Below are 16,854 nucleotides of genomic sequence, written 5' to 3' on the forward strand. Positions count from 1 at the left end.
GCAACGCACTCACTTGGCAACGGGAGTCAATATAAGAGGAAGTTGGATGGCTTGGATCAAATGAATCTATTGGTTTTGAATACCTAAATGGGGCATCACACGATCTTAGATATCAGCATGGAAGCCGTCATTTAAGCATTCTAAATTGCTCTGCGGTCATTCCGTAATAAAGCTTATCGTCAAAACCTTGCTTTAGTTTGTAGTAGGCACTTTGGCAGCCTTCACGCTGGTAGCCACACTTTTCTAGTGTTTTATAGGAGCCAATATTAGCAGCATAACAATCTGCGCTGATTTTATGTGCCTTCAACTGTTCAAATCCAATTTCGGTCATCAATCGACACGCACTGGTCGCAATACCTTGTTGCCAAGCATGTACTGGTAATTGATAGCCGATTTCAAAATTCCCCTCTAAAAACATGACTTGAGTAACGGCTGTCATTCCCATGTATTGCCCATTTTGATCACGGATGACAAAGGTAGGATTGGCTGGCCAAATACGCTTCTCAATTGCCTGGGTTACCTCATCAATAATCGGAGCAAAGAAAGCTTGAAAAAGGCTGTCGTCAGCGGGAGCGAAATAGAGATATTGATTTACTTGTTCATCATTAAGCATGTTGATGATATCCGCCAAATCTTGTTGGCGAATGAATTGAATAGACAGTGTGCCATGGAAAGGAATCGGCTCGCCTTGTTTCAATTTAGAATATGTCATGTATATAGCCTCATTTAATTTTCAACTAGGTTAATCGAAACCATGCACAATCAATTGGATTTTTGCGACAAATATTGAATGACTCGCTGTTCTTATTCAAAGTCTCCATAAATATCTATCGTGAGATCGCGCTGCTGTAGATAACCAGAAGGCGTGCAATCAAGCTGCTTTTTTAATTCTCGAATCAAATGAGATTGGTCATAAAACCCAAACCGTTGTGAAAACGAAGTCCAATCAAACTCTTGATCTTGGGCATAAAGCGCTAAGATCATGTGTTCTAACTTCATCATTTGTTGGTATTTTTTTACACTTAATCCCATCACTTGTTTAAAAGCCCGCTCTAATGTTCGCCTTGAACACGCACAATGTTGGGCAAGTTGCTCAATTTCCATATCCGTATTGAGCTCGCCTTTAATTAACTTATCAGGCGCAAATGATTGTTGTTGAGAGGCTTCGACTCCAAGAGTGATCGCTTGCACCATGTTAAAAGCTTTGTCTTTCGGCTTAAGCTCTAACTGAGCGAAATATTGAAGTAGAATATCAATAAGCTGTAGTTGCGAGGTGCATTGCCATAACGAATCTTGAAACTTGGCATCAAATAATGTTTCTAACCAATCAAACCACTCACATTGGTTAATTTTTCCAATACTCTTTTGATGTAATAAATATAACCCTTCAGGGCGAAAGGTAATACCGATGCGCTTTAACGGAGGTGTATCTTCTAACAACAGTAATTCATCACTGATCGTGAGTAGATGACTCCCCCTGCCAATAAATGGCTGATGGCCGTTTTGATAACAATATTGTTGATCACGCGGAGTAAAAAGTAGATGAGCCCTTGGGTTGGGAATAAGGCGCGGCCATTTATCAAGCTTATCATCATGCTCAAGCTCTAAATACCAAACTTGGTGAATAAGCCATTCAAAGCCTGACAATGATTGTTTCCAAGTGATCATGAACGTTCTCGGTTACAGATGATAAAAGTAAAGCTCATTAATTTCTGCATTGATATTAAAAGCCGAAACAGCCGTAATTCAACTCAACGACCTGATTTACGTTTAGAAATACAAACGTAGCATCAAGCCTTCTTCACATACTTACCTGACACCAGCATCTCGCCGACGCCTTGTAGCTTACAATCTAGCTCGTGATCTTTGCCTTCAATAATGCGGCGTATTATCCCTTTGGTGCCAATCTTTAGTACTTGAGAGGTGCCGGTAACTTTCAGGTCCTTAATCAAAGTGATTTTATCGCCCTCTGCGAGTAAAGTTCCGTTGGCATCCTTAACCGTAAAGGCATTGTCTAATTCTTCTTGCGGGTTCCATTCATAAGCGCATTCTGGGCAAATCAAATGGTTCTGATCTTGGTAAACATAGCCAGACTGGCAATTTGGGCAAGCAGGTAATGACATAATGATTTTCTCTGTGTGTGGCGAATTGAGTGATAATAATCGCTATTACGATAATTGTGAAAACTGTTGCTGAAAATGTTTGAGCAACGCTTGTAACCGCTTCGGTTGATAACGGTCTTTATGATAAATCACCGAAAGACTGACATTGGGAATTTTCCACTCTGGCATCACTTCCACCAGTTTGGCTTGTTCGATCTCGGCTTGGCAATACAGCTTAGGAACACGGATTAAACCACAACCGGCTAAAGCAGCATTAACCAGCGAACGGCCATTTTTACATTCAAATTGGCCTGAAACCGTCACATCGATATCTTCAATCGGCTTAGTTAAAGATTGGTAGTGCCACTTCTTCACACTACCCGTTAAGCAATTATGCGAGAGTAGATCTTTCGGATGGTTTAGTGCTGCGCGGTTGTGATTGAGATACTCTGGGCTGGCTAACGTCACCATTTCTAAGCTCAATAATTGACGGCCAATAAACCCGGCATCTTCAAGCTCGCCCATGCGAATCGCAACATCAAAATCATCTTTTATGAGATCAATTCGGTGGCTACTAAAATCCATGTTAACCGTGATATCAGGATATTGGCGCATAAATTTTGCCACCATTGGCGCAATGATATCTTCCCCTAAATGCCCACCGACACAGTTTAGGTTAATGTGGCCACGCATTTGGTCAACATCATCCACGGCCGCATGAATGGCTTGTTCAATCCCCGAAAGATGATTTTGGCATTGGTTGAAGAACAGCTCCCCCGCATCGGTCAATTTTAATGTGCGAGTGGTTCGAATCAGCAAGGTCACACCCATTTGCTTTTCTAATTGAGTGATTTGTTTCGACACATGTGAGCGAGACACCTCAAGCGCTTCAGCGGCTTTGGTAAAACTGCCCAATTCTCCGATCAATACGAAGGTTCGGACATCACCCAAGTTGATTTGATTTAGCATGAGAATCACTTCTATTGTTTCTATATAGAAACAGTATTTCAACTTAAGCCGTATATATCAACAGTAAGCTTGCTCTTATAATTCTCGCCATCAAATGAACACCAATTAAAAACAGAATTAAATCAGGATAAAAAATATGAAAAAGCTTATCGTCATTACAGGTGCAAGTTCAGGTATCGGTGAAGCCATCGCCCGTCAATTCAGTGCATTAGGTCACCCATTATTGTTGTTAGCTCGTCGTATTGAACGTTTAGAGGCGTTAAATTTACCCAATACGTTATGCGCGAAAGTCGATGTCAGTGATGAACAAAGCTTTATCGATGCGATTGCTAAAGCGGAAGCACAATATGGCCCAGTCGATGGTTTAGTCAATAACGCGGGTAGCATGTTACTTGGGCAACTAGACACACAAGAATCAAGCGAATGGAAAACCATGTTTGATGTCAACGTGATTGGTTTAATGAACGGCATGAAAGCGGTGTTAGGGCCAATGAAATCACGCCAAACCGGCACGATCATTAACATCAGCTCTGTGGCTGGCCGCAAGACATTTGGCAACCACGCCGCCTATTGCGGAACAAAATTTGCAGTACATGCGATTTCTGAAAATGTTCGTGAAGAAGTGGCCGATTCCAATGTGCGCGTAACCACTATTGCACCGGGCGCAGTCGATACTGAGTTGTTGTCGCACACTTCATCCAACGACATCAAACAAGGCTATAAAGAATGGACCGCCAGCATGGGCGGCGCGTTAGTCGCAGAAGATATCGCTCGAAGCGTAGTCTTTGCTTACCAACAACCTCAAGGCGTGTGCATTCGTGAAATTGTCGTCGCGGCGACAAGACAAACGATGTAAACAATCATCTTATAAACAACAATGAGGCTGACTACTATTCAATCAGTCAGCCTCATATTATTTCTTTGACGTTGTATTATTTATTATCGATACGTACAAAGATGACCGTTAAAGCAAAAGATAAAACAAAGACGCCACAAATCCCAAATACGGCTTGGATAAAGTTCTGTGTACCGCCGGCTAAGTAGGCTGGCAAGCTAAAGATTGAAGATAAAATATAACTGGTTAAGTGGGTATCAATCGTAACGGAAATAGCACCAAACACCCCCGCTGCAAGACTCGCCATAAATAGCGCTTTTGTATACTTAGTTAAAACACCAAATAGCGCTGGCTCTGTGATACCTAAAATAGCAGTAATGCCAGACCCCATCGTGATAGAAGATTGTTCTTTAGAGGCGGTTTTACGTTGTTTATACCACACCGCCATCGTTGCACCAGCAATCGCAATATTGCCTAAACACATGATCGGCATCAGTAGGTCTTTACCATACAGCGCAAAGTTATTGAGACTGATTGGCGTCATACTATGGTGAATACCAAATACAATCGTAATTGGTCGAGTTAAGCCAAACACAAAGCCAGTTAACGTTGGTGAGATTTCTAATAAAGAGCTTACCACCCACCCAGCGCCATTACTTAACCACATACCAGCAGGAGCGACTAGAGATAGCACAATCGTTGAGGTGACAGTAAAGGCAATTAATGGTGTAAATACTGGTTTAGCAGAAGCTGGTACAAATTTATCGACCATAGGTGTGATCTTAGATAGTACCCACACCGCTAAAATAGCGGGAACAATCGCTCCACCATAGTTTAACAATTCGATTGGAACAACGCCGAAAACGGAAAGCTCTGGGCTATTACCTGCCGCAGAGAGTTGCGCTGCTTTTTCAAGCAATTTTGGCGACATCATGGCAGCCGCCACCGCTAAAGCAATGTATTCATTTACTCGGAAAACTTTGGCCGCTGAAAATGAAACCAACATAGGCAAAAAGAAAAATACAGCAACAGAGATAGATCTAAAAAAGAATACCGTATCCGAACTCTCTGAAATCACATTGGTTGCAATTAAACCAGAAAGAAGACCCATCAACATCCCAGCGCCAGCGATAGCCGGAACAACGGGTCCAAAGATCCCTGCCACAATACGCATGGCATTTTGGAATAGTTTGCCTTTCTCTTGTTCAATATTAGAGTCGGAGGAATTATCCGCAGCGCTATTAACTCCAGAAAGCGCGTTGTACCATTGCTCAACTTCCACACCAATAACGACTTGGGTTTGTCCTTGGGCCAGAACAACCCCTTTTACGCCTTTGATACTTTCAATTTTTTCTTTATCGACAAGCGATTCATTCACTAATTTAAATCGAAGGCGAGTCATACAATGAGTGATATTTACGATATTCTCATTACCACCAACGGCGGTAATAAGCAGCTGTAAGTTTGAATCAAAAGTATTAGGTTGTGTAAAGGAAGCATCCGTGGCAGCTACATTTTTCTCTGTCAGTTCCATTATTGTGTCCTATAGATTTTTATCGTTATTTATGCCATTCATCTTATCGGGTAGCGCTATTTATCCAATCGCAAAAAAGGTGATAAAACTCACATTAACCATGCCTAAATAAATAATTTCGGTTATTTTTCCTAATTGGTTCGTTTTTATTAGCAAATAATTATTAAGAACGAACCAGTTAAATTTATACCTAATTAAACGCTTGAAATTTAATTTTTTTAACGGTTATAGTAAGAAAAACCCAGCTTATCCAGAGATGATAAAAGTGAATAAAAATATAATTTCAAACATTGAGTGCATTATTACTAAACCCGATAGACACAATCTCATCACCGTCATTGTTGAAGTCGAATCTGGCACTATTGGGTATGGCTGTGCAACCTTTCAACAACGGCCATTAGCAGTGAAAACTATGGTGGACGAATATATAAAACCACTCTTAATTGGTAAAGATGCCAATAATATTGAAGATCTTTGGCAAATGATGATGGTTAATTCATATTGGCGTAATGGCCCGGTCATCAACAATGCGATTTCAGGCGTTGATATGGCGCTTTGGGATATCAAATCAAAGCAAGCGAAAATGCCATTGCATCAGCTGTTTGGTGGCAAATCGAGAGACGCGATCCAAGTCTACACGCACGCGACTAGCGATACGATGGATGGTTTGTTTGAGCAAGTCGATCGCTATCTTGAGCAAGGGTATAAACATATTCGTTGCCAGTTAGGTTTTTATGGTGGAGTACCAGAAAATATCCATACCCCAGAGAACCCAACGGAAGGTTCTTTCTACGATCAAGACCAATACATCGATAACACTCTGGAAATGTTCAAACAATTGCGTGCTAAATACGGTAACGCTTTCCATATACTCCATGATGTTCATGAAAGATTATTTCCGAACCAAGCCACTCAATTTGCTAAAGCCGTCGAACAATACACCCCATACTTTATCGAAGATATTTTGCCACCGAATCAAACTGAATGGCTAGATAACATTCGCAGCCAATCCTCGGTATCTCTAGCGCTAGGTGAATTATTCAATAACCCAGAAGAGTGGAAAGCTTTAATTATTAACCGACGTGTAGATTTTATCCGCTGTCATGTTTCTCAAATTGGAGGGATCACTCCCGCACTAAAACTTGGGCATCTATGTGCGACTTTTGGCGTTAGAGTTGCGTGGCATTGCCCGCCTGATATGACGCCTATCGGTGCTGCCGTGAATACTCACCTCAATGTACATTTGCATAATGCCGCCATTCAAGAGCATGTGGAATATAAACCAAACACCATGCGAGTCTTTCCAAACGCCGCTGAGCCGAAAAATGGCTTTTTATATGCTTCTGAAAATGATGGTATTGGTGTGGAAATGGACATTGCCGCTGCAAAAGATTTTCCTGTCGAATACCGACCTCATGAATGGACACAAAGTCGTCTACCCGATGGCAGTATCCATACCCCATAAACCCAAAAGGCCGCTATTTAGCGGCCTTTTTCATCTCTATAATTCAAACTTTCAGGGTTAAACTGGGTATGGTAGGTACATTGATAATCAATATCGATAATGTCGCTGACGACAAAAACTTCTCCCGTTTTTAAAAAACCTCGATTGGTAATATTCATTGCAGAACTTGAGCGTTTACCCCAATAAATCCGCGTCCTCTTTCACCAAACTGATCGCTTTATAAGTCGTTAAATAACTATCAATTTCTAACCCTAATGAAATAACATGCTTTTGCAGTGAACTTTCTATAATTTTTTCATCAATTTTTTTAAAAATTCGAACCGGTAGCCTTGTCTCTTCTATTTGCGTCACTTTGCCTTGAATTAAACGAAGGCGCTTAGCATGCCAAAGATACTCATCTTCACCAATCGAAAAAACTTGCATTTCATGAGGTGTTGGTAAGCGCTTATTTAATTTTATTTTTTTATAGGTAATTTCACCAAACTTATTTTCAGTCACCGTATTATAAATTAATGAAGATCCAATCACTGACGTATTAATAAAATAACCAGAACCCACTTTTGATTTAACAATACCAATCGCTTCTAGTTTTGATAGCGCTTTTCTTACTGAAAACCTTGATAGTTCATATTTTTCAGCCAGTTCTCTTTCTGAAGGCAGCTTAACTCGAATCACTCCCTGGCAGACCTTACTGACAATATCTTGGACTAGTTCTTCGTACTTTTTCATTCATCGTATTCTTAATAATCAGTCGTTAAAATCTAACATCATACATAACGCAAGCTTATGGTTTAGCCACAACAAGCTATCTTAACGCCCTATGCCCTTCTAGCAAGTCATTAGGTATCTGCTAATAAACATCTCTAACGCACCACCGCTGATTTCACAATAGTGATACCAATAATACCTAGTACTGCACCGGTGACTTTATCAATATAATAGGCCATTTTGGTAAAGCGCTTCCTAACACTTTGAGTCGAGAGAAGGTAAATGACCGCCGCATCCCATGCGAAGACGACCAATGTCATCCATGTTCACTGATTCCTTCTACAAGATCTTACAGGCTGAAAATATAAAACTCATACTGCGCTTGGTACAAATTTTAGTCAACCATCTAAAAATCAAAGCATTAATAAAAAATAAAACGTAAACTAATTCCCTAGTCTGTGTTTCAAGCTAGGGATTTTTCACTTCCTTTCTTCTCCCTTCGGCTTTCTACCGATATATTTATCGACTTGCCTTTAACTGCTATCCTACGCACATCACGTGTTAATAGAGTACAAATGATGATTGACGATAACCTAGTAATTGAAACCCTAGACGATTTAGAAGTATTTCTGCGCTTAGTGGAAAACGGTGGCCTTGGTCTGGAAAATGTCACAGGCGTGGCGCTGGCAACCAATAACAGCAATGGTCGCCCATTTGTTGCGGTTTTAGATGATAAACACCAGTTATTGCTTGGCCGTTGGGTTACTCAAGAGGTGTTTGATAACGGTAAAGATATCGTTCGTAACGGGCCGAAGAAAGCCCATTAGTGCTTTTAGGTCGAATACAATGATGAATAAAGGCTGATTGATTCAGCCCTTATTTACTTCAATAGCTCCCCAAAGCAACTGGATCTGTAATGGGGCGACAAGGGAATGAACACAGACAACAAAACAGCACTTTCAGGTACGACAGGGTAATTCACCGCTGTTTATACCACCTTCACATCTTTCTCGGTTTCTAAACGTTGTTTTAAGTACTCCACAAACAATTGAGTACGAGTATGTTCATAATCTAATTTCGGATAATAAGCGTATACACGAGTATGATCTGAGGTGACATTAGGCAGTACTCGCACCAATTCACCACGCTCAATTTCTTCTTGCAGCATCACTTGGTTGGATAAAATGATCCCCATTCCCCGCTTAGCACTGTGAAATAACGCTTCTGGATTGGTGGTCGAAAAGTTACCGGTTAAGCGCACTTTTTTACTTCGCTCACCTAGAGTGGTTAATCGCACCTCTCGATCGACTTTCTCTCCCCAAATCAACATATTATGGGCAGCTAAATCATCCATCGTCTGCGGCTCACCATATTGCTTTAAATAACTGGGCGCAGCATAGAATCCAGATTGGTAGTCAATTAATGGCGCGGCACGAAAACTCAAAGTATCAAGGTTTTCAATTTCACGACCAATATAAATATCAAAACTGAGTTCCGGCAACTGACCGGGAAGAGTGGTGATCAGCTGCACTTTAATCTGTGGATATTGATGGAGAAAGTCATCAACATAACGCATGAAAAACTTAGAGCCTAATGCCAACGTGGCACCAACTCGTAATAATCCGGTTGGCGTTTGGTTAACCGAGCGTGTTTCATCCACCAGCGATTGCCATTGTTCTACCTGCGCTTTACCGCGTTGATAAAACATCGCGCCAGCTTCAGTTTGGCTTAATGAGCGAGTCGTCCGTTTGAGTAGCTGTACACCGATCCGTTCTTCTAAAAAATGTATGCGCTTACTTACTGCTGAACTGGTGGTATTCAAACGGCGAGCCGCTTGGTTAAAGCTACCTTCTTCAACCACTCGAATATAGGTTTTTACCGATTCAATCCAATCCATCATTCGCCTCATTGTTTCCCAAGTAGACTCAATCTCTTTCCTATAGAGTCTATTATCATTATATATTCACCAAAGTACACTAGTTGTATGAAAGTAGAAACGATAAACGCCTTTAAAAAAACACCACTTTTGCTCGCGATGATGATCATCGCAACGGGTCAAGTTGGTGTAAGCATTTATCTGCCTTCTTTACCATTAATTAGCCATGATTTAGCGGTTTCCCAAGCGCAAGTTCAGTCGATTGTTACCTTCTTTTTAATTAGCTTTGGTTTATCGCAATTGTTCTACGGCCCGCTATCCGATGCCATAGGACGCCGTCCCGTTTTTCTCGCAGGACAAGGCGTTTACCTACTAGGTACTTTAATTTGTGTGTTGTGGGCCAGTAGTTTTGAAGCGTTATTGTTTGGTCGATTTTTACAAGGCCTAGGAGCAGGTAGCGCCTCAGTACTCGGCCGCAGTGTGCTGCGCGATAGCTATAATGGCCCAGATCTCACCAAAGCCTTATCTTATCTATCGATCACTGCCTCGATTTTACCGATCATCTCACCGGTATTTGGTGGTTGGGTTGCTTATCATTTCGGCTGGCAAAGTGTGTTTAGTGCGGTGCTGGTGTATTTAATTGCGATTGTTACGCTCGGCTGGAAAGTACTCCCTGAAACCTTACCCTACCCTAAAAGCCGCTTTAATCCGGTCAAAGTATTAAAAGGTTATGGTGAGCTGATTACCTGCAAGCAAGTCATTTCGAGTGCCAGTTATAATTGGATCAGCTATTTAGGTGCGGTTGTCTCGTTGTCGGTATTACCATTTTTATTGCAAAAACAATTGGGGATGACGGTATCTGACTACGGTGAAGCGATGATCATTCCCTCGGCGGGATTATTAATTGGTAGCGTCACGGTAAATCGCCTGCATAAATATTTCTCGCAAGCTCGCTTGTTGTGCATGGCATTTAGCTTGATGGTAATTTCAGGGGTTTGGTTGCTTGCGATGCCTTTGTCTGCCTTTCATTTAATTGGCGCATTTACCTTATTAACCGTCGCGCAAGGCATGAGTTTTCCGATTTCGATGTCATTGCTACTTGAACCTCATCCTAACCGTGTCGGTGCAGTGTCGGCCTTATCTGGCTCGATCCAAATGTGTATCGCCGGCTTCTTTGGCGAGTTTTTAGTACGCAACTTTGTGTCGACCCAGAACGATCTCGGCATCTTCTATTGTTGTACTGCATTAGTCATGATGACGGTGTTAATCGTCAGCCGCCGAGCCGAAAGAGAAGCTAAAGTGTCTGTAAACTAAGGTGCCTGTAAACTAAAGCAACCCGGTAAATTGCACTTTCTCTACCGCTTTAAAGCTATTCGCGCCATCAAAATAGCGAATGGCTAATTCTTTAATCAATTGTGGCTCCAACATCCGATAATTTACCGCCACCCGTGAAGTAGGTGATACATCAATAGCTGAATAATGAGTCACGCAGCCACATTGATTACAGCAATGAAATAAGATCTCTCGGTCACCACGGCAATATTGCCGACTCCCATATTCTCCAACAGATATCTCAACCTCAGGTTGTAAATAGTATCCCCACAGTGCCGCATAACGAGCGCAAATAGAACAATTACAACATGTCATGGTGTCTGTTAACTTAGGTAGTTGCAGCTTGATATTGCCGCAATGACATTGAGCTTGGATCATATCGTCATTCCTTAACGAGTATCTTTTGAAGTATCCATCACCACGAGAGTCGTGATGGTATTGACTTGTGGGATCTCGCCTAACACCTCAGAGTGAAAACGCTTATAACTGCTGAGATCTTTGGTTTCCACTCGCAATAAATACTCATTGGCGCCAGTAATGTTGTGGCATTCGGTAACCTCCTTGGCCAACATCACTTCTTGCTCAAATTCCCGTTGAGATTTTTGACTGTGATTCGATAACCCAATCGTGACATAAGCCATAAAGCCAATCCCTAATTTATCGGCATTTAATACCGCTCGATAACCGGTGATCACCTGTTGTCGCTCAAGCTCTTGTACCCGTCTCAAGGTCGCTGATGGCGATAAACCAATGCGCTCTGAAAGCTCTACGTTGGATAATCGCCCATCCATTTGCAGCTCTTGCAATATTCTTTCGTCAAATCTATCCATAACTTAACTTTGTTGCTCACTTTATCTAAATAGCACATCAAATAGACATAAAATGTAGCCACAAACCCAATAATATACAAGGAAATCTCAAACGAACTGGACACTAAGAAATGGATATTCAGCAACTGCTCGCCTTATTTACTTTTGTGCTTATATCAACCGCCTCACCCGGCCCTAACAATATTATGTTGATGACCTCGGGGGCCAACATCGGATTTTTGCGTACCGTTCCACACATGCTCGGCGTGGTATTTGGCTTTAGTTTTATGGTCTTATTGGTTGGGCTTGGTTTGATGAGCCTATTTAAGCTCTACCCTGTTTTACACCAATTATTAAACATCGCTTGTATTACGTATCTGTTTTATCTGGCGTTTAAAATTGCGCGCTCTCAGCCCGGTTCGAGCGATGCCGAATATCAACCGATGAGCTTTTTGGCTGCCTCTTACTTCCAATGGATCAACCCCAAAGCATGGACCATGGCAATCACCGCTGTCAGTGTTTATAACTCGCTTAATAACTGGCAAGGGGTGTTAATCGTGTCGCTGATGTTTGGCTTAGTGAATATGCCATCGGCCACGTTATGGATTTACGCAGGGCAAAAGCTGCAGATCTGGCTCAATAGCCCACTGCGGGTGAAATGGTTTAACTATTCCATGTCGACCTTATTAGTGCTCTCAGTGGTGCCAATGATGCTCTAAAATAATGAGGAAAGTGCTATCAAGGCAATCTACAGATCGCTCATTTACATTGTAAATTCTATATCGATTCCATTAAGAACAGTCTTTACACACGGTGTTTTTCTTCTTCCTATGATTGGTATTGAATTTATCAATCAAGGAGAAAACAATGTTTAAACAAAGAGTTACTGTAGGACTAGGATTGGCAGCAGTGGCGCTTCACAGTCACGCTGCAAATCTTGCTCCCTCTTCACTTCCTCCCGCAGGAATTTCGGTTGAAAACGCGCCACAATTTGTCGCCATCGCCTTTGATGACAATACCTTAGTTGACGGACAAAACTGGGTTCTTGAACAATGGGGAAAGCGCCATAACCCTGCAGGAAACGGCAATAGCGTAACCTTTGATGGTGCGGCCATTCACACCACCTTTTTTAATACATGTGAAGCGATCATCGCTACGAATGAGCAAGGCACCAACGCAGGCCATGTCAAAGAAACTTGGTATCAAGCCAACTTACTTGGGCACGAAATGGCCAATCACACCCTTAATCATTTACACGGGTTAGATTTCAGCTCTGCGGAGTGGCAACAACAAATCAATGATTGCCAGAGCGCCATGAACAAACCCTTTACTCAAACCGATCCTGAATTTCCCTCTGATGCCGAAGGCATTGATGCTAATGCCGTGGGCTTTCGCTCGCCTTATCTCGAATATAACGATGCTTTATTCGCTTACTTAAACCAGAACGGATTTAAATACGATGCCAGTATTGTCGAAGGTTATGCGCCCGATCATCACGCAGGAAACCAGTATTGGCCATATACACTGGACAACGGTAGTCCTGGCGCTGATTTAGCGGCAAGTTGGGGAATCAAGCCACCCATCACGCAACATGCGGGGTTATGGGAAGTTCCCGTTTACGCGTTAACCGTGCCAGATGATGAGACGGCAAAACAATACGGCTTTGATTACTCTCTGCGCGACAAAATTCAACAAAAAATGAGTTGGTTTGATGTTCAGTCAGGCAAGATTGAGTCTGGTGATTACAACTTATTTTACATGGCAGAACTGAGCGGTCCGGAAGTGTTGGCCATTTTAAAATACAACTTAGATAGGCGTCTGGCTGGCAACAAAGCTCCGATGACGTTTCTTGGCCACTCCACCCAATATGATGACCAAATGGACCAATGGGTGCCGACTGCCTCTACCACAGAAGAGCGTCGCCAAGCTCTTGAAGCATTTTTGGATTATGCGCTTTCCAAACAAGATGTGCGTATTGTTAGCCATTTAGAATTGGTGAATTGGATGGAGAACCCGCAAGCGCTGCCCGCTCGATGTGAATCCGCTGAATGGACAAAAAATACGTCTTACAGCCAACCACAAAAGGTCAGCTATGCAGGGTTTGAATGGCAGGCAAAGTGGTGGTCGTATAATGAAAAGCCACAAGATAAAAGCTGGTCTGCATGGCAGAAAGTGAGGGCTTGTCGCTAAATGGTATATCAATAAATTTAAAAAAAGCCTGCTATACCTAAATAGCAGGCTCTGTATGTACTAATGTCTGTTATTCATTGTCTTGTTGAATATCTTCTACCTTTTCTTGCACTTGCGCTTTGGTATCTTGCGCCTTCTCAACCAGCTCATCTTTCTTCTCTAGCAACTGATCTTTATTTTCCATTAGCGAGTCTTTTTTGCTCGCAATGACATCGGCAATACCGGCTAAGTTATCCGCCAACTGCTGGGCTTTATCTTCTGGAAATTTCTCTTGTAGCGTTGTTTTAAGCTTGGCTTTTAGATTCTCAAGCATCTCTTGTTTTTCTGAATCAGAAGCATCGCGAAGCTTAGAAACCGCACCCGCTATTTGCTTTAGTTCAGGGAAAAGGTTGGCATCTTTTAATGGCGCAAGTAGTTTTACATCTTGCAGATTAGCGTTATCGACTTTGTTATCAAGAGTCGTTAATAAAGTATCGACTTTATCCAGGGTTTGTTCGCCACGTTGATACAAAGGAGCAATTGCTTCATTTTCCGCGAAGCTAGTGATCTTATCGACCGTTAAAAACAGTAACACCATGATGATCACAATCGGCAATAACAGCCCACTAAATAAACCGACAAAAAAATTATTAAAGCCAGAACCAAAGCTCTTCATTGCTATTCCTTAAGAAATTAAAATTACATGTTATTTTGTACGCAATACTACCTTATATGACTAAAAATTCCTAAATAACATCCGCTTGCGGTCAATCGTACTTTCAAGATGTTTAACCAACCACCACGTAATGATCAATCAACAAAGCAACAAACAACCCCATTAAGTGATAAATAGAAAACTTAAAAGTTTGCATGGCACTGTTTGGTCTAGGGAAGTATTTCAGCTCACAGGCTTTGTAGATAAACCCTAAAGATAATGCTGTTGAGGCTATCGCATACAGCACACCACTCATGCCAAATAACACTGGCAAGGTACAGATGAGCATCAATAATACGGTATAGAGCAGCACACTCGTTTTGGTAAATTCTACCCCGTGCGTGACGGGAAGCATTGGAATATCGGCTTTGGCATAATCGTCTTTACGATGGATCGCCAATGCCCAGAAATGAGGTGGAGTCCAAATGAAAATAATCATGACTAATAGCCAAGCATGAGGATGAAGCTCATTGGTCATTGCCGTCCAGCCGAGTAGTGGTGGCATCGCACCAGCAATTCCAGCAATCACAATATTTTGTGGCGTCGCGCGTTTTAAATACAAGGTATACACCACGGCATAGCCCACTAAACTGGCACACGTAAGCCATGCGGTTAATCCATTGACGCCAAAATACAAAACCATAAAGCCAGCAATCCCTATCACACCGGCAAACAAGGCGACTTTCCAGCTTTTCAATTGACCTGAAGGCAAGGGGCGATTTTGGGTTCGAGCCATTAGCCCATCAATTCTACGATCAATTAAATGATTCAATGCCGCCGCGGAGCCGGCCATTAAGCCGATCCCCCACATCCCTAGCACTAATGGCTGCAATGGTAATTTACCTTCTATTGATAGGCACATTCCCACCAGCGCGGTTAATAGCATGAGCATCACGACTTTGGGTTTGGTCAGGGAGTAATATAATTTCCATTGTGTTAGCCAATAGGACTTGGAACGCTGGCGAGCATGACTGGCAAGAGAGCTAGAGTCAGAGGTCGATTCATGCTGAAGAGAAGGGGCGGCTGAATATCGACCATAATATTTAACCGAGGCAGAGTGTGCTTTACTCTCCGGAGCCTGCTTGTGTGGAAAGGGAATCACATTAGACTTTGGCATTATTACCTCCTAACGTTCAAATCAAGCCTAGTGCTCACCTTGATAAATTTATTTTTCGATAAAGCGGCTCGACTTAGTGACCATTCTCATTTGAGTGTCACGGCTTTCTATTTGAGCACTTCGGGTACGCTCTTTGATTCGATAAGACAGCCGTAAATGGGTACATATAAACACTACATTTAACAATAGCAGGGCTGCGACTAAATTGTGGCCAACCGCCAAAATAACAGGTAGATGCATCACAACATTGGCAATTCCTAAGCCAACCTGAAGCATCACTAAGCCAATGAGTAAATAAGCAGAACGATTTAGCAATCGATGTGATTGGTTCAGTAATTGATAACGAATTAAACGCCAAGAAAAAACCAGAAGCGTTACGGCGGTAATGATGGCTCCGAATCGATGAAGTAAATGAATCGTCACCCGAGAGCCATAGTCCAACACGCCAAATTCAAAACTATCACCATTCATCAATAATGGATGCTGGAATATGGTCAATGCACCACTGATGTTTAAGGCACGCCACCATTCGCCTTCGCACAATGGAAACGAGGTACAGACTAAAGCCGCGTAATTGGATGAGGTCCAACCGCCCAAAAAGATTTGCACAATCAATACACTAAGCGCTATCCAGCTCATTTTTTGCAATGAGGTTGCCCACAATAAGCGCTGATGACTTAGGTTCTTTTCTGGATTTAAAGCGCTCGTTCGACTTTCATCATGATCTTCACAATAAGGCCGGCTAACCAAATAAAACACCATCAATAAACTCAACAGTGCAAAGCCACCTAATAAATGCAGTACTACGATGATAGGCATCAACTTTAATGTCACCGTCCACATTCCAAGGGCGGCTTGAAACACCACCAGTAACACCAAAATACTAGGCCAAAATTTAGGTAGATTGGGCACTTTAACGCTCACCGCTAATATTGCAGCAATCAATAGTCCTAAAGATCCAGCGACATAACGGTGAATCATTTCGAGCCAAGCTTTGTGAGGTTCAATAATGTGCTCAGGAAATAAGCTAGACGCGCGGACGATTTCAGCATTTTTCATTGGAACACTAAGCTGTCCATAACAACCGGGCCAATCAGGACAACCTAATCCTGCATCGGAGATACGAGTGTAGGCGCCCAACACAATCACAACTAAAGTAAGGCCAATGCTGAACCGAATCAGTTTGGTTAGTAATGCCGCATAATCCATATCGCCCCCTTCAC

18 protein-coding genes and 1 pseudogene are annotated in these 16,854 nt (G+C 42.2%); 6 read left to right on the forward strand and 13 right to left on the reverse strand.

Annotation, left to right across the window (positions count from 1 at the left end; genetic code table 11):
- Positions 1 to 127 precede the first annotated feature (127 nt).
- The 4 genes from VRUMOI_RS17410 to VRUMOI_RS17425 form a co-directional block, all read right to left on the reverse strand.
- Entirely contained in the window at positions 128 to 712 is a 585-nt protein-coding gene (locus tag VRUMOI_RS17410; RefSeq protein WP_089139400.1) for a GNAT family N-acetyltransferase, read from the reverse strand.
- A gap of 92 nt (positions 713 to 804) precedes the next feature.
- A complete protein-coding gene (locus VRUMOI_RS17415; RefSeq protein WP_089139399.1) occupies positions 805 to 1,668 on the reverse strand; it encodes a helix-turn-helix domain-containing protein in 864 nt (287 codons plus the stop codon).
- 122 nt (positions 1,669 to 1,790) lie between these two features.
- A complete protein-coding gene (locus VRUMOI_RS17420) occupies positions 1,791 to 2,123 on the reverse strand; it encodes a zinc ribbon domain-containing protein YjdM (RefSeq protein WP_089139398.1) in 333 nt (110 codons plus the stop codon).
- Positions 2,124 to 2,168: 45 nt separating this feature from the next.
- Positions 2,169 to 3,071 (reverse strand): LysR family transcriptional regulator, encoded by a 903-nt coding sequence (locus tag VRUMOI_RS17425; RefSeq protein ID WP_089139397.1) that lies wholly within the window; start codon positions 3,069 to 3,071, stop codon positions 2,169 to 2,171.
- Between the two features lie 136 nt (positions 3,072 to 3,207).
- Between VRUMOI_RS17425 and VRUMOI_RS17430 the strand changes: the two genes are divergently transcribed.
- A complete protein-coding gene (locus VRUMOI_RS17430; RefSeq protein ID WP_089139396.1) occupies positions 3,208 to 3,927 on the forward strand; it encodes an SDR family oxidoreductase in 720 nt (239 codons plus the stop codon).
- A 76-nt stretch (positions 3,928 to 4,003) separates the two neighbouring features.
- On the opposite strand, the gene VRUMOI_RS17435 is transcribed toward VRUMOI_RS17430, so the two are convergent.
- On the reverse strand, positions 4,004 to 5,440 hold the full coding sequence (locus VRUMOI_RS17435; RefSeq protein WP_089139395.1) for a PTS transporter subunit EIIC: 1,437 nt from the start codon (positions 5,438 to 5,440) through the stop codon (positions 4,004 to 4,006).
- A 265-nt stretch (positions 5,441 to 5,705) separates the two neighbouring features.
- Here VRUMOI_RS17435 and VRUMOI_RS17440 point away from each other — a divergent pair, with 265 nt between their 5' ends.
- The gene (locus tag VRUMOI_RS17440; RefSeq protein ID WP_089139433.1) at positions 5,706 to 6,905 is read left to right on the forward strand and encodes an enolase C-terminal domain-like protein; all 1,200 of its coding nucleotides are present in this window, start codon (positions 5,706 to 5,708) and stop codon (positions 6,903 to 6,905) included.
- 17 nt (positions 6,906 to 6,922) lie between these two features.
- Here the strand turns inward: VRUMOI_RS17440 and VRUMOI_RS17445 are convergent.
- Both VRUMOI_RS17445 and VRUMOI_RS17450 read right to left on the reverse strand, forming a co-directional pair.
- Positions 6,923 to 7,634 (reverse strand): annotated as a pseudogene (locus VRUMOI_RS17445) (GntR family transcriptional regulator).
- Between the two features lie 134 nt (positions 7,635 to 7,768).
- The gene (locus VRUMOI_RS17450) at positions 7,769 to 7,933 is read right to left on the reverse strand and encodes a hypothetical protein (RefSeq protein WP_231897537.1); all 165 of its coding nucleotides are present in this window, start codon (positions 7,931 to 7,933) and stop codon (positions 7,769 to 7,771) included.
- A 258-nt stretch (positions 7,934 to 8,191) separates the two neighbouring features.
- Between VRUMOI_RS17450 and VRUMOI_RS17455 the strand changes: the two genes are divergently transcribed.
- Complete coding sequence (locus VRUMOI_RS17455) at positions 8,192 to 8,440, forward strand: hypothetical protein (RefSeq protein WP_089139432.1); 249 nt, start codon at positions 8,192 to 8,194, stop codon at positions 8,438 to 8,440.
- A 161-nt stretch (positions 8,441 to 8,601) separates the two neighbouring features.
- Here the strand turns inward: VRUMOI_RS17455 and VRUMOI_RS17460 are convergent, their stop codons facing one another.
- On the reverse strand, positions 8,602 to 9,510 hold the full coding sequence (locus VRUMOI_RS17460) for a LysR family transcriptional regulator (RefSeq protein ID WP_089139394.1): 909 nt from the start codon (positions 9,508 to 9,510) through the stop codon (positions 8,602 to 8,604).
- An 87-nt stretch (positions 9,511 to 9,597) separates the two neighbouring features.
- Here VRUMOI_RS17460 and VRUMOI_RS17465 point away from each other — a divergent pair, with 87 nt between their 5' ends.
- Complete coding sequence (locus tag VRUMOI_RS17465) at positions 9,598 to 10,803, forward strand: multidrug effflux MFS transporter (protein ID WP_089139393.1); 1,206 nt, start codon at positions 9,598 to 9,600, stop codon at positions 10,801 to 10,803.
- Between the two features lie 12 nt (positions 10,804 to 10,815).
- Here the strand turns inward: VRUMOI_RS17465 and VRUMOI_RS17470 are convergent, their stop codons facing one another.
- Positions 10,816 to 11,199 carry a GFA family protein gene (locus VRUMOI_RS17470; RefSeq protein ID WP_089139392.1) on the reverse strand — a complete coding sequence of 128 codons (384 nt, stop codon included), beginning with the start codon at positions 11,197 to 11,199 and terminating at the stop codon, positions 10,816 to 10,818.
- A gap of 11 nt (positions 11,200 to 11,210) precedes the next feature.
- Complete coding sequence (locus VRUMOI_RS17475) at positions 11,211 to 11,651, reverse strand: Lrp/AsnC family transcriptional regulator (RefSeq protein WP_089139391.1); 441 nt, start codon at positions 11,649 to 11,651, stop codon at positions 11,211 to 11,213.
- 110 nt (positions 11,652 to 11,761) lie between these two features.
- On the opposite strand from VRUMOI_RS17475, the gene VRUMOI_RS17480 reads away from it, so the two are divergent.
- Both VRUMOI_RS17480 and VRUMOI_RS17485 read left to right on the forward strand, forming a co-directional pair.
- Entirely contained in the window at positions 11,762 to 12,349 is a 588-nt protein-coding gene (locus VRUMOI_RS17480) for a LysE family translocator (RefSeq protein WP_089139390.1), read from the forward strand.
- 148 nt (positions 12,350 to 12,497) lie between these two features.
- On the forward strand, positions 12,498 to 13,820 hold the full coding sequence (locus VRUMOI_RS17485) for a polysaccharide deacetylase family protein (RefSeq protein ID WP_089139389.1): 1,323 nt from the start codon (positions 12,498 to 12,500) through the stop codon (positions 13,818 to 13,820).
- A gap of 70 nt (positions 13,821 to 13,890) precedes the next feature.
- Here the strand turns inward: VRUMOI_RS17485 and VRUMOI_RS17490 are convergent, their stop codons facing one another.
- From VRUMOI_RS17490 to VRUMOI_RS17500, 3 genes are all read right to left on the reverse strand, one after another.
- Positions 13,891 to 14,475 (reverse strand): hypothetical protein, encoded by a 585-nt coding sequence (locus VRUMOI_RS17490; protein ID WP_089139388.1) that lies wholly within the window; start codon positions 14,473 to 14,475, stop codon positions 13,891 to 13,893.
- Positions 14,476 to 14,587: 112 nt separating this feature from the next.
- Complete coding sequence (gene cyoE, locus VRUMOI_RS17495; protein WP_089139387.1) at positions 14,588 to 15,631, reverse strand: heme o synthase; 1,044 nt, start codon at positions 15,629 to 15,631, stop codon at positions 14,588 to 14,590.
- A 48-nt stretch (positions 15,632 to 15,679) separates the two neighbouring features.
- A complete protein-coding gene (locus VRUMOI_RS17500; protein ID WP_089139431.1) occupies positions 15,680 to 16,840 on the reverse strand; it encodes a COX15/CtaA family protein in 1,161 nt (386 codons plus the stop codon).
- Between the last annotated feature and the right edge of the window lie 14 nt (positions 16,841 to 16,854).

Source organism: Vibrio rumoiensis, from assembly GCF_002218045.2.
Taxonomy (GTDB): domain Bacteria; phylum Pseudomonadota; class Gammaproteobacteria; order Enterobacterales; family Vibrionaceae; genus Vibrio; species Vibrio rumoiensis.

What these genes read in the sequence shown, in the direction of transcription:
- VRUMOI_RS17475 (WP_089139391.1), bottom strand. Translation starts at nt 11,651, where the DNA reads ATGGATAGATTTGACGAAAGAATATTGCAAGAGCTGCAAATGGATGGG.
- VRUMOI_RS17480 (WP_089139390.1), top strand. Translation starts at nt 11,762, where the DNA reads ATGGATATTCAGCAACTGCTCGCCTTATTTACTTTTGTGCTTATATCA.
- cyoE (WP_089139387.1), bottom strand. Translation starts at nt 15,631, where the DNA reads ATGCCAAAGTCTAATGTGATTCCCTTTCCACACAAGCAGGCTCCGGAG.
- VRUMOI_RS17490 (WP_089139388.1), bottom strand. Translation starts at nt 14,475, where the DNA reads ATGAAGAGCTTTGGTTCTGGCTTTAATAATTTTTTTGTCGGTTTATTT.
- VRUMOI_RS17460 (WP_089139394.1), bottom strand. Translation starts at nt 9,510, where the DNA reads ATGGATTGGATTGAATCGGTAAAAACCTATATTCGAGTGGTTGAAGAA.
- VRUMOI_RS17500 (WP_089139431.1), bottom strand. Translation starts at nt 16,840, where the DNA reads ATGGATTATGCGGCATTACTAACCAAACTGATTCGGTTCAGCATTGGC.
- VRUMOI_RS17410 (WP_089139400.1), bottom strand. Translation starts at nt 712, where the DNA reads ATGACATATTCTAAATTGAAACAAGGCGAGCCGATTCCTTTCCATGGC.
- VRUMOI_RS17425 (WP_089139397.1), bottom strand. Translation starts at nt 3,071, where the DNA reads ATGCTAAATCAAATCAACTTGGGTGATGTCCGAACCTTCGTATTGATC.
- VRUMOI_RS17430 (WP_089139396.1), top strand. Translation starts at nt 3,208, where the DNA reads ATGAAAAAGCTTATCGTCATTACAGGTGCAAGTTCAGGTATCGGTGAA.
- VRUMOI_RS17415 (WP_089139399.1), bottom strand. Translation starts at nt 1,668, where the DNA reads ATGATCACTTGGAAACAATCATTGTCAGGCTTTGAATGGCTTATTCAC.
- VRUMOI_RS17485 (WP_089139389.1), top strand. Translation starts at nt 12,498, where the DNA reads ATGTTTAAACAAAGAGTTACTGTAGGACTAGGATTGGCAGCAGTGGCG.
- VRUMOI_RS17435 (WP_089139395.1), bottom strand. Translation starts at nt 5,440, where the DNA reads ATGGAACTGACAGAGAAAAATGTAGCTGCCACGGATGCTTCCTTTACA.
- VRUMOI_RS17420 (WP_089139398.1), bottom strand. Translation starts at nt 2,123, where the DNA reads ATGTCATTACCTGCTTGCCCAAATTGCCAGTCTGGCTATGTTTACCAA.
- VRUMOI_RS17455 (WP_089139432.1), top strand. Translation starts at nt 8,192, where the DNA reads ATGATTGACGATAACCTAGTAATTGAAACCCTAGACGATTTAGAAGTA.
- VRUMOI_RS17450 (WP_231897537.1), bottom strand. Translation starts at nt 7,933, where the DNA reads ATGACATTGGTCGTCTTCGCATGGGATGCGGCGGTCATTTACCTTCTC.
- VRUMOI_RS17465 (WP_089139393.1), top strand. Translation starts at nt 9,598, where the DNA reads ATGAAAGTAGAAACGATAAACGCCTTTAAAAAAACACCACTTTTGCTC.
- VRUMOI_RS17470 (WP_089139392.1), bottom strand. Translation starts at nt 11,199, where the DNA reads ATGATCCAAGCTCAATGTCATTGCGGCAATATCAAGCTGCAACTACCT.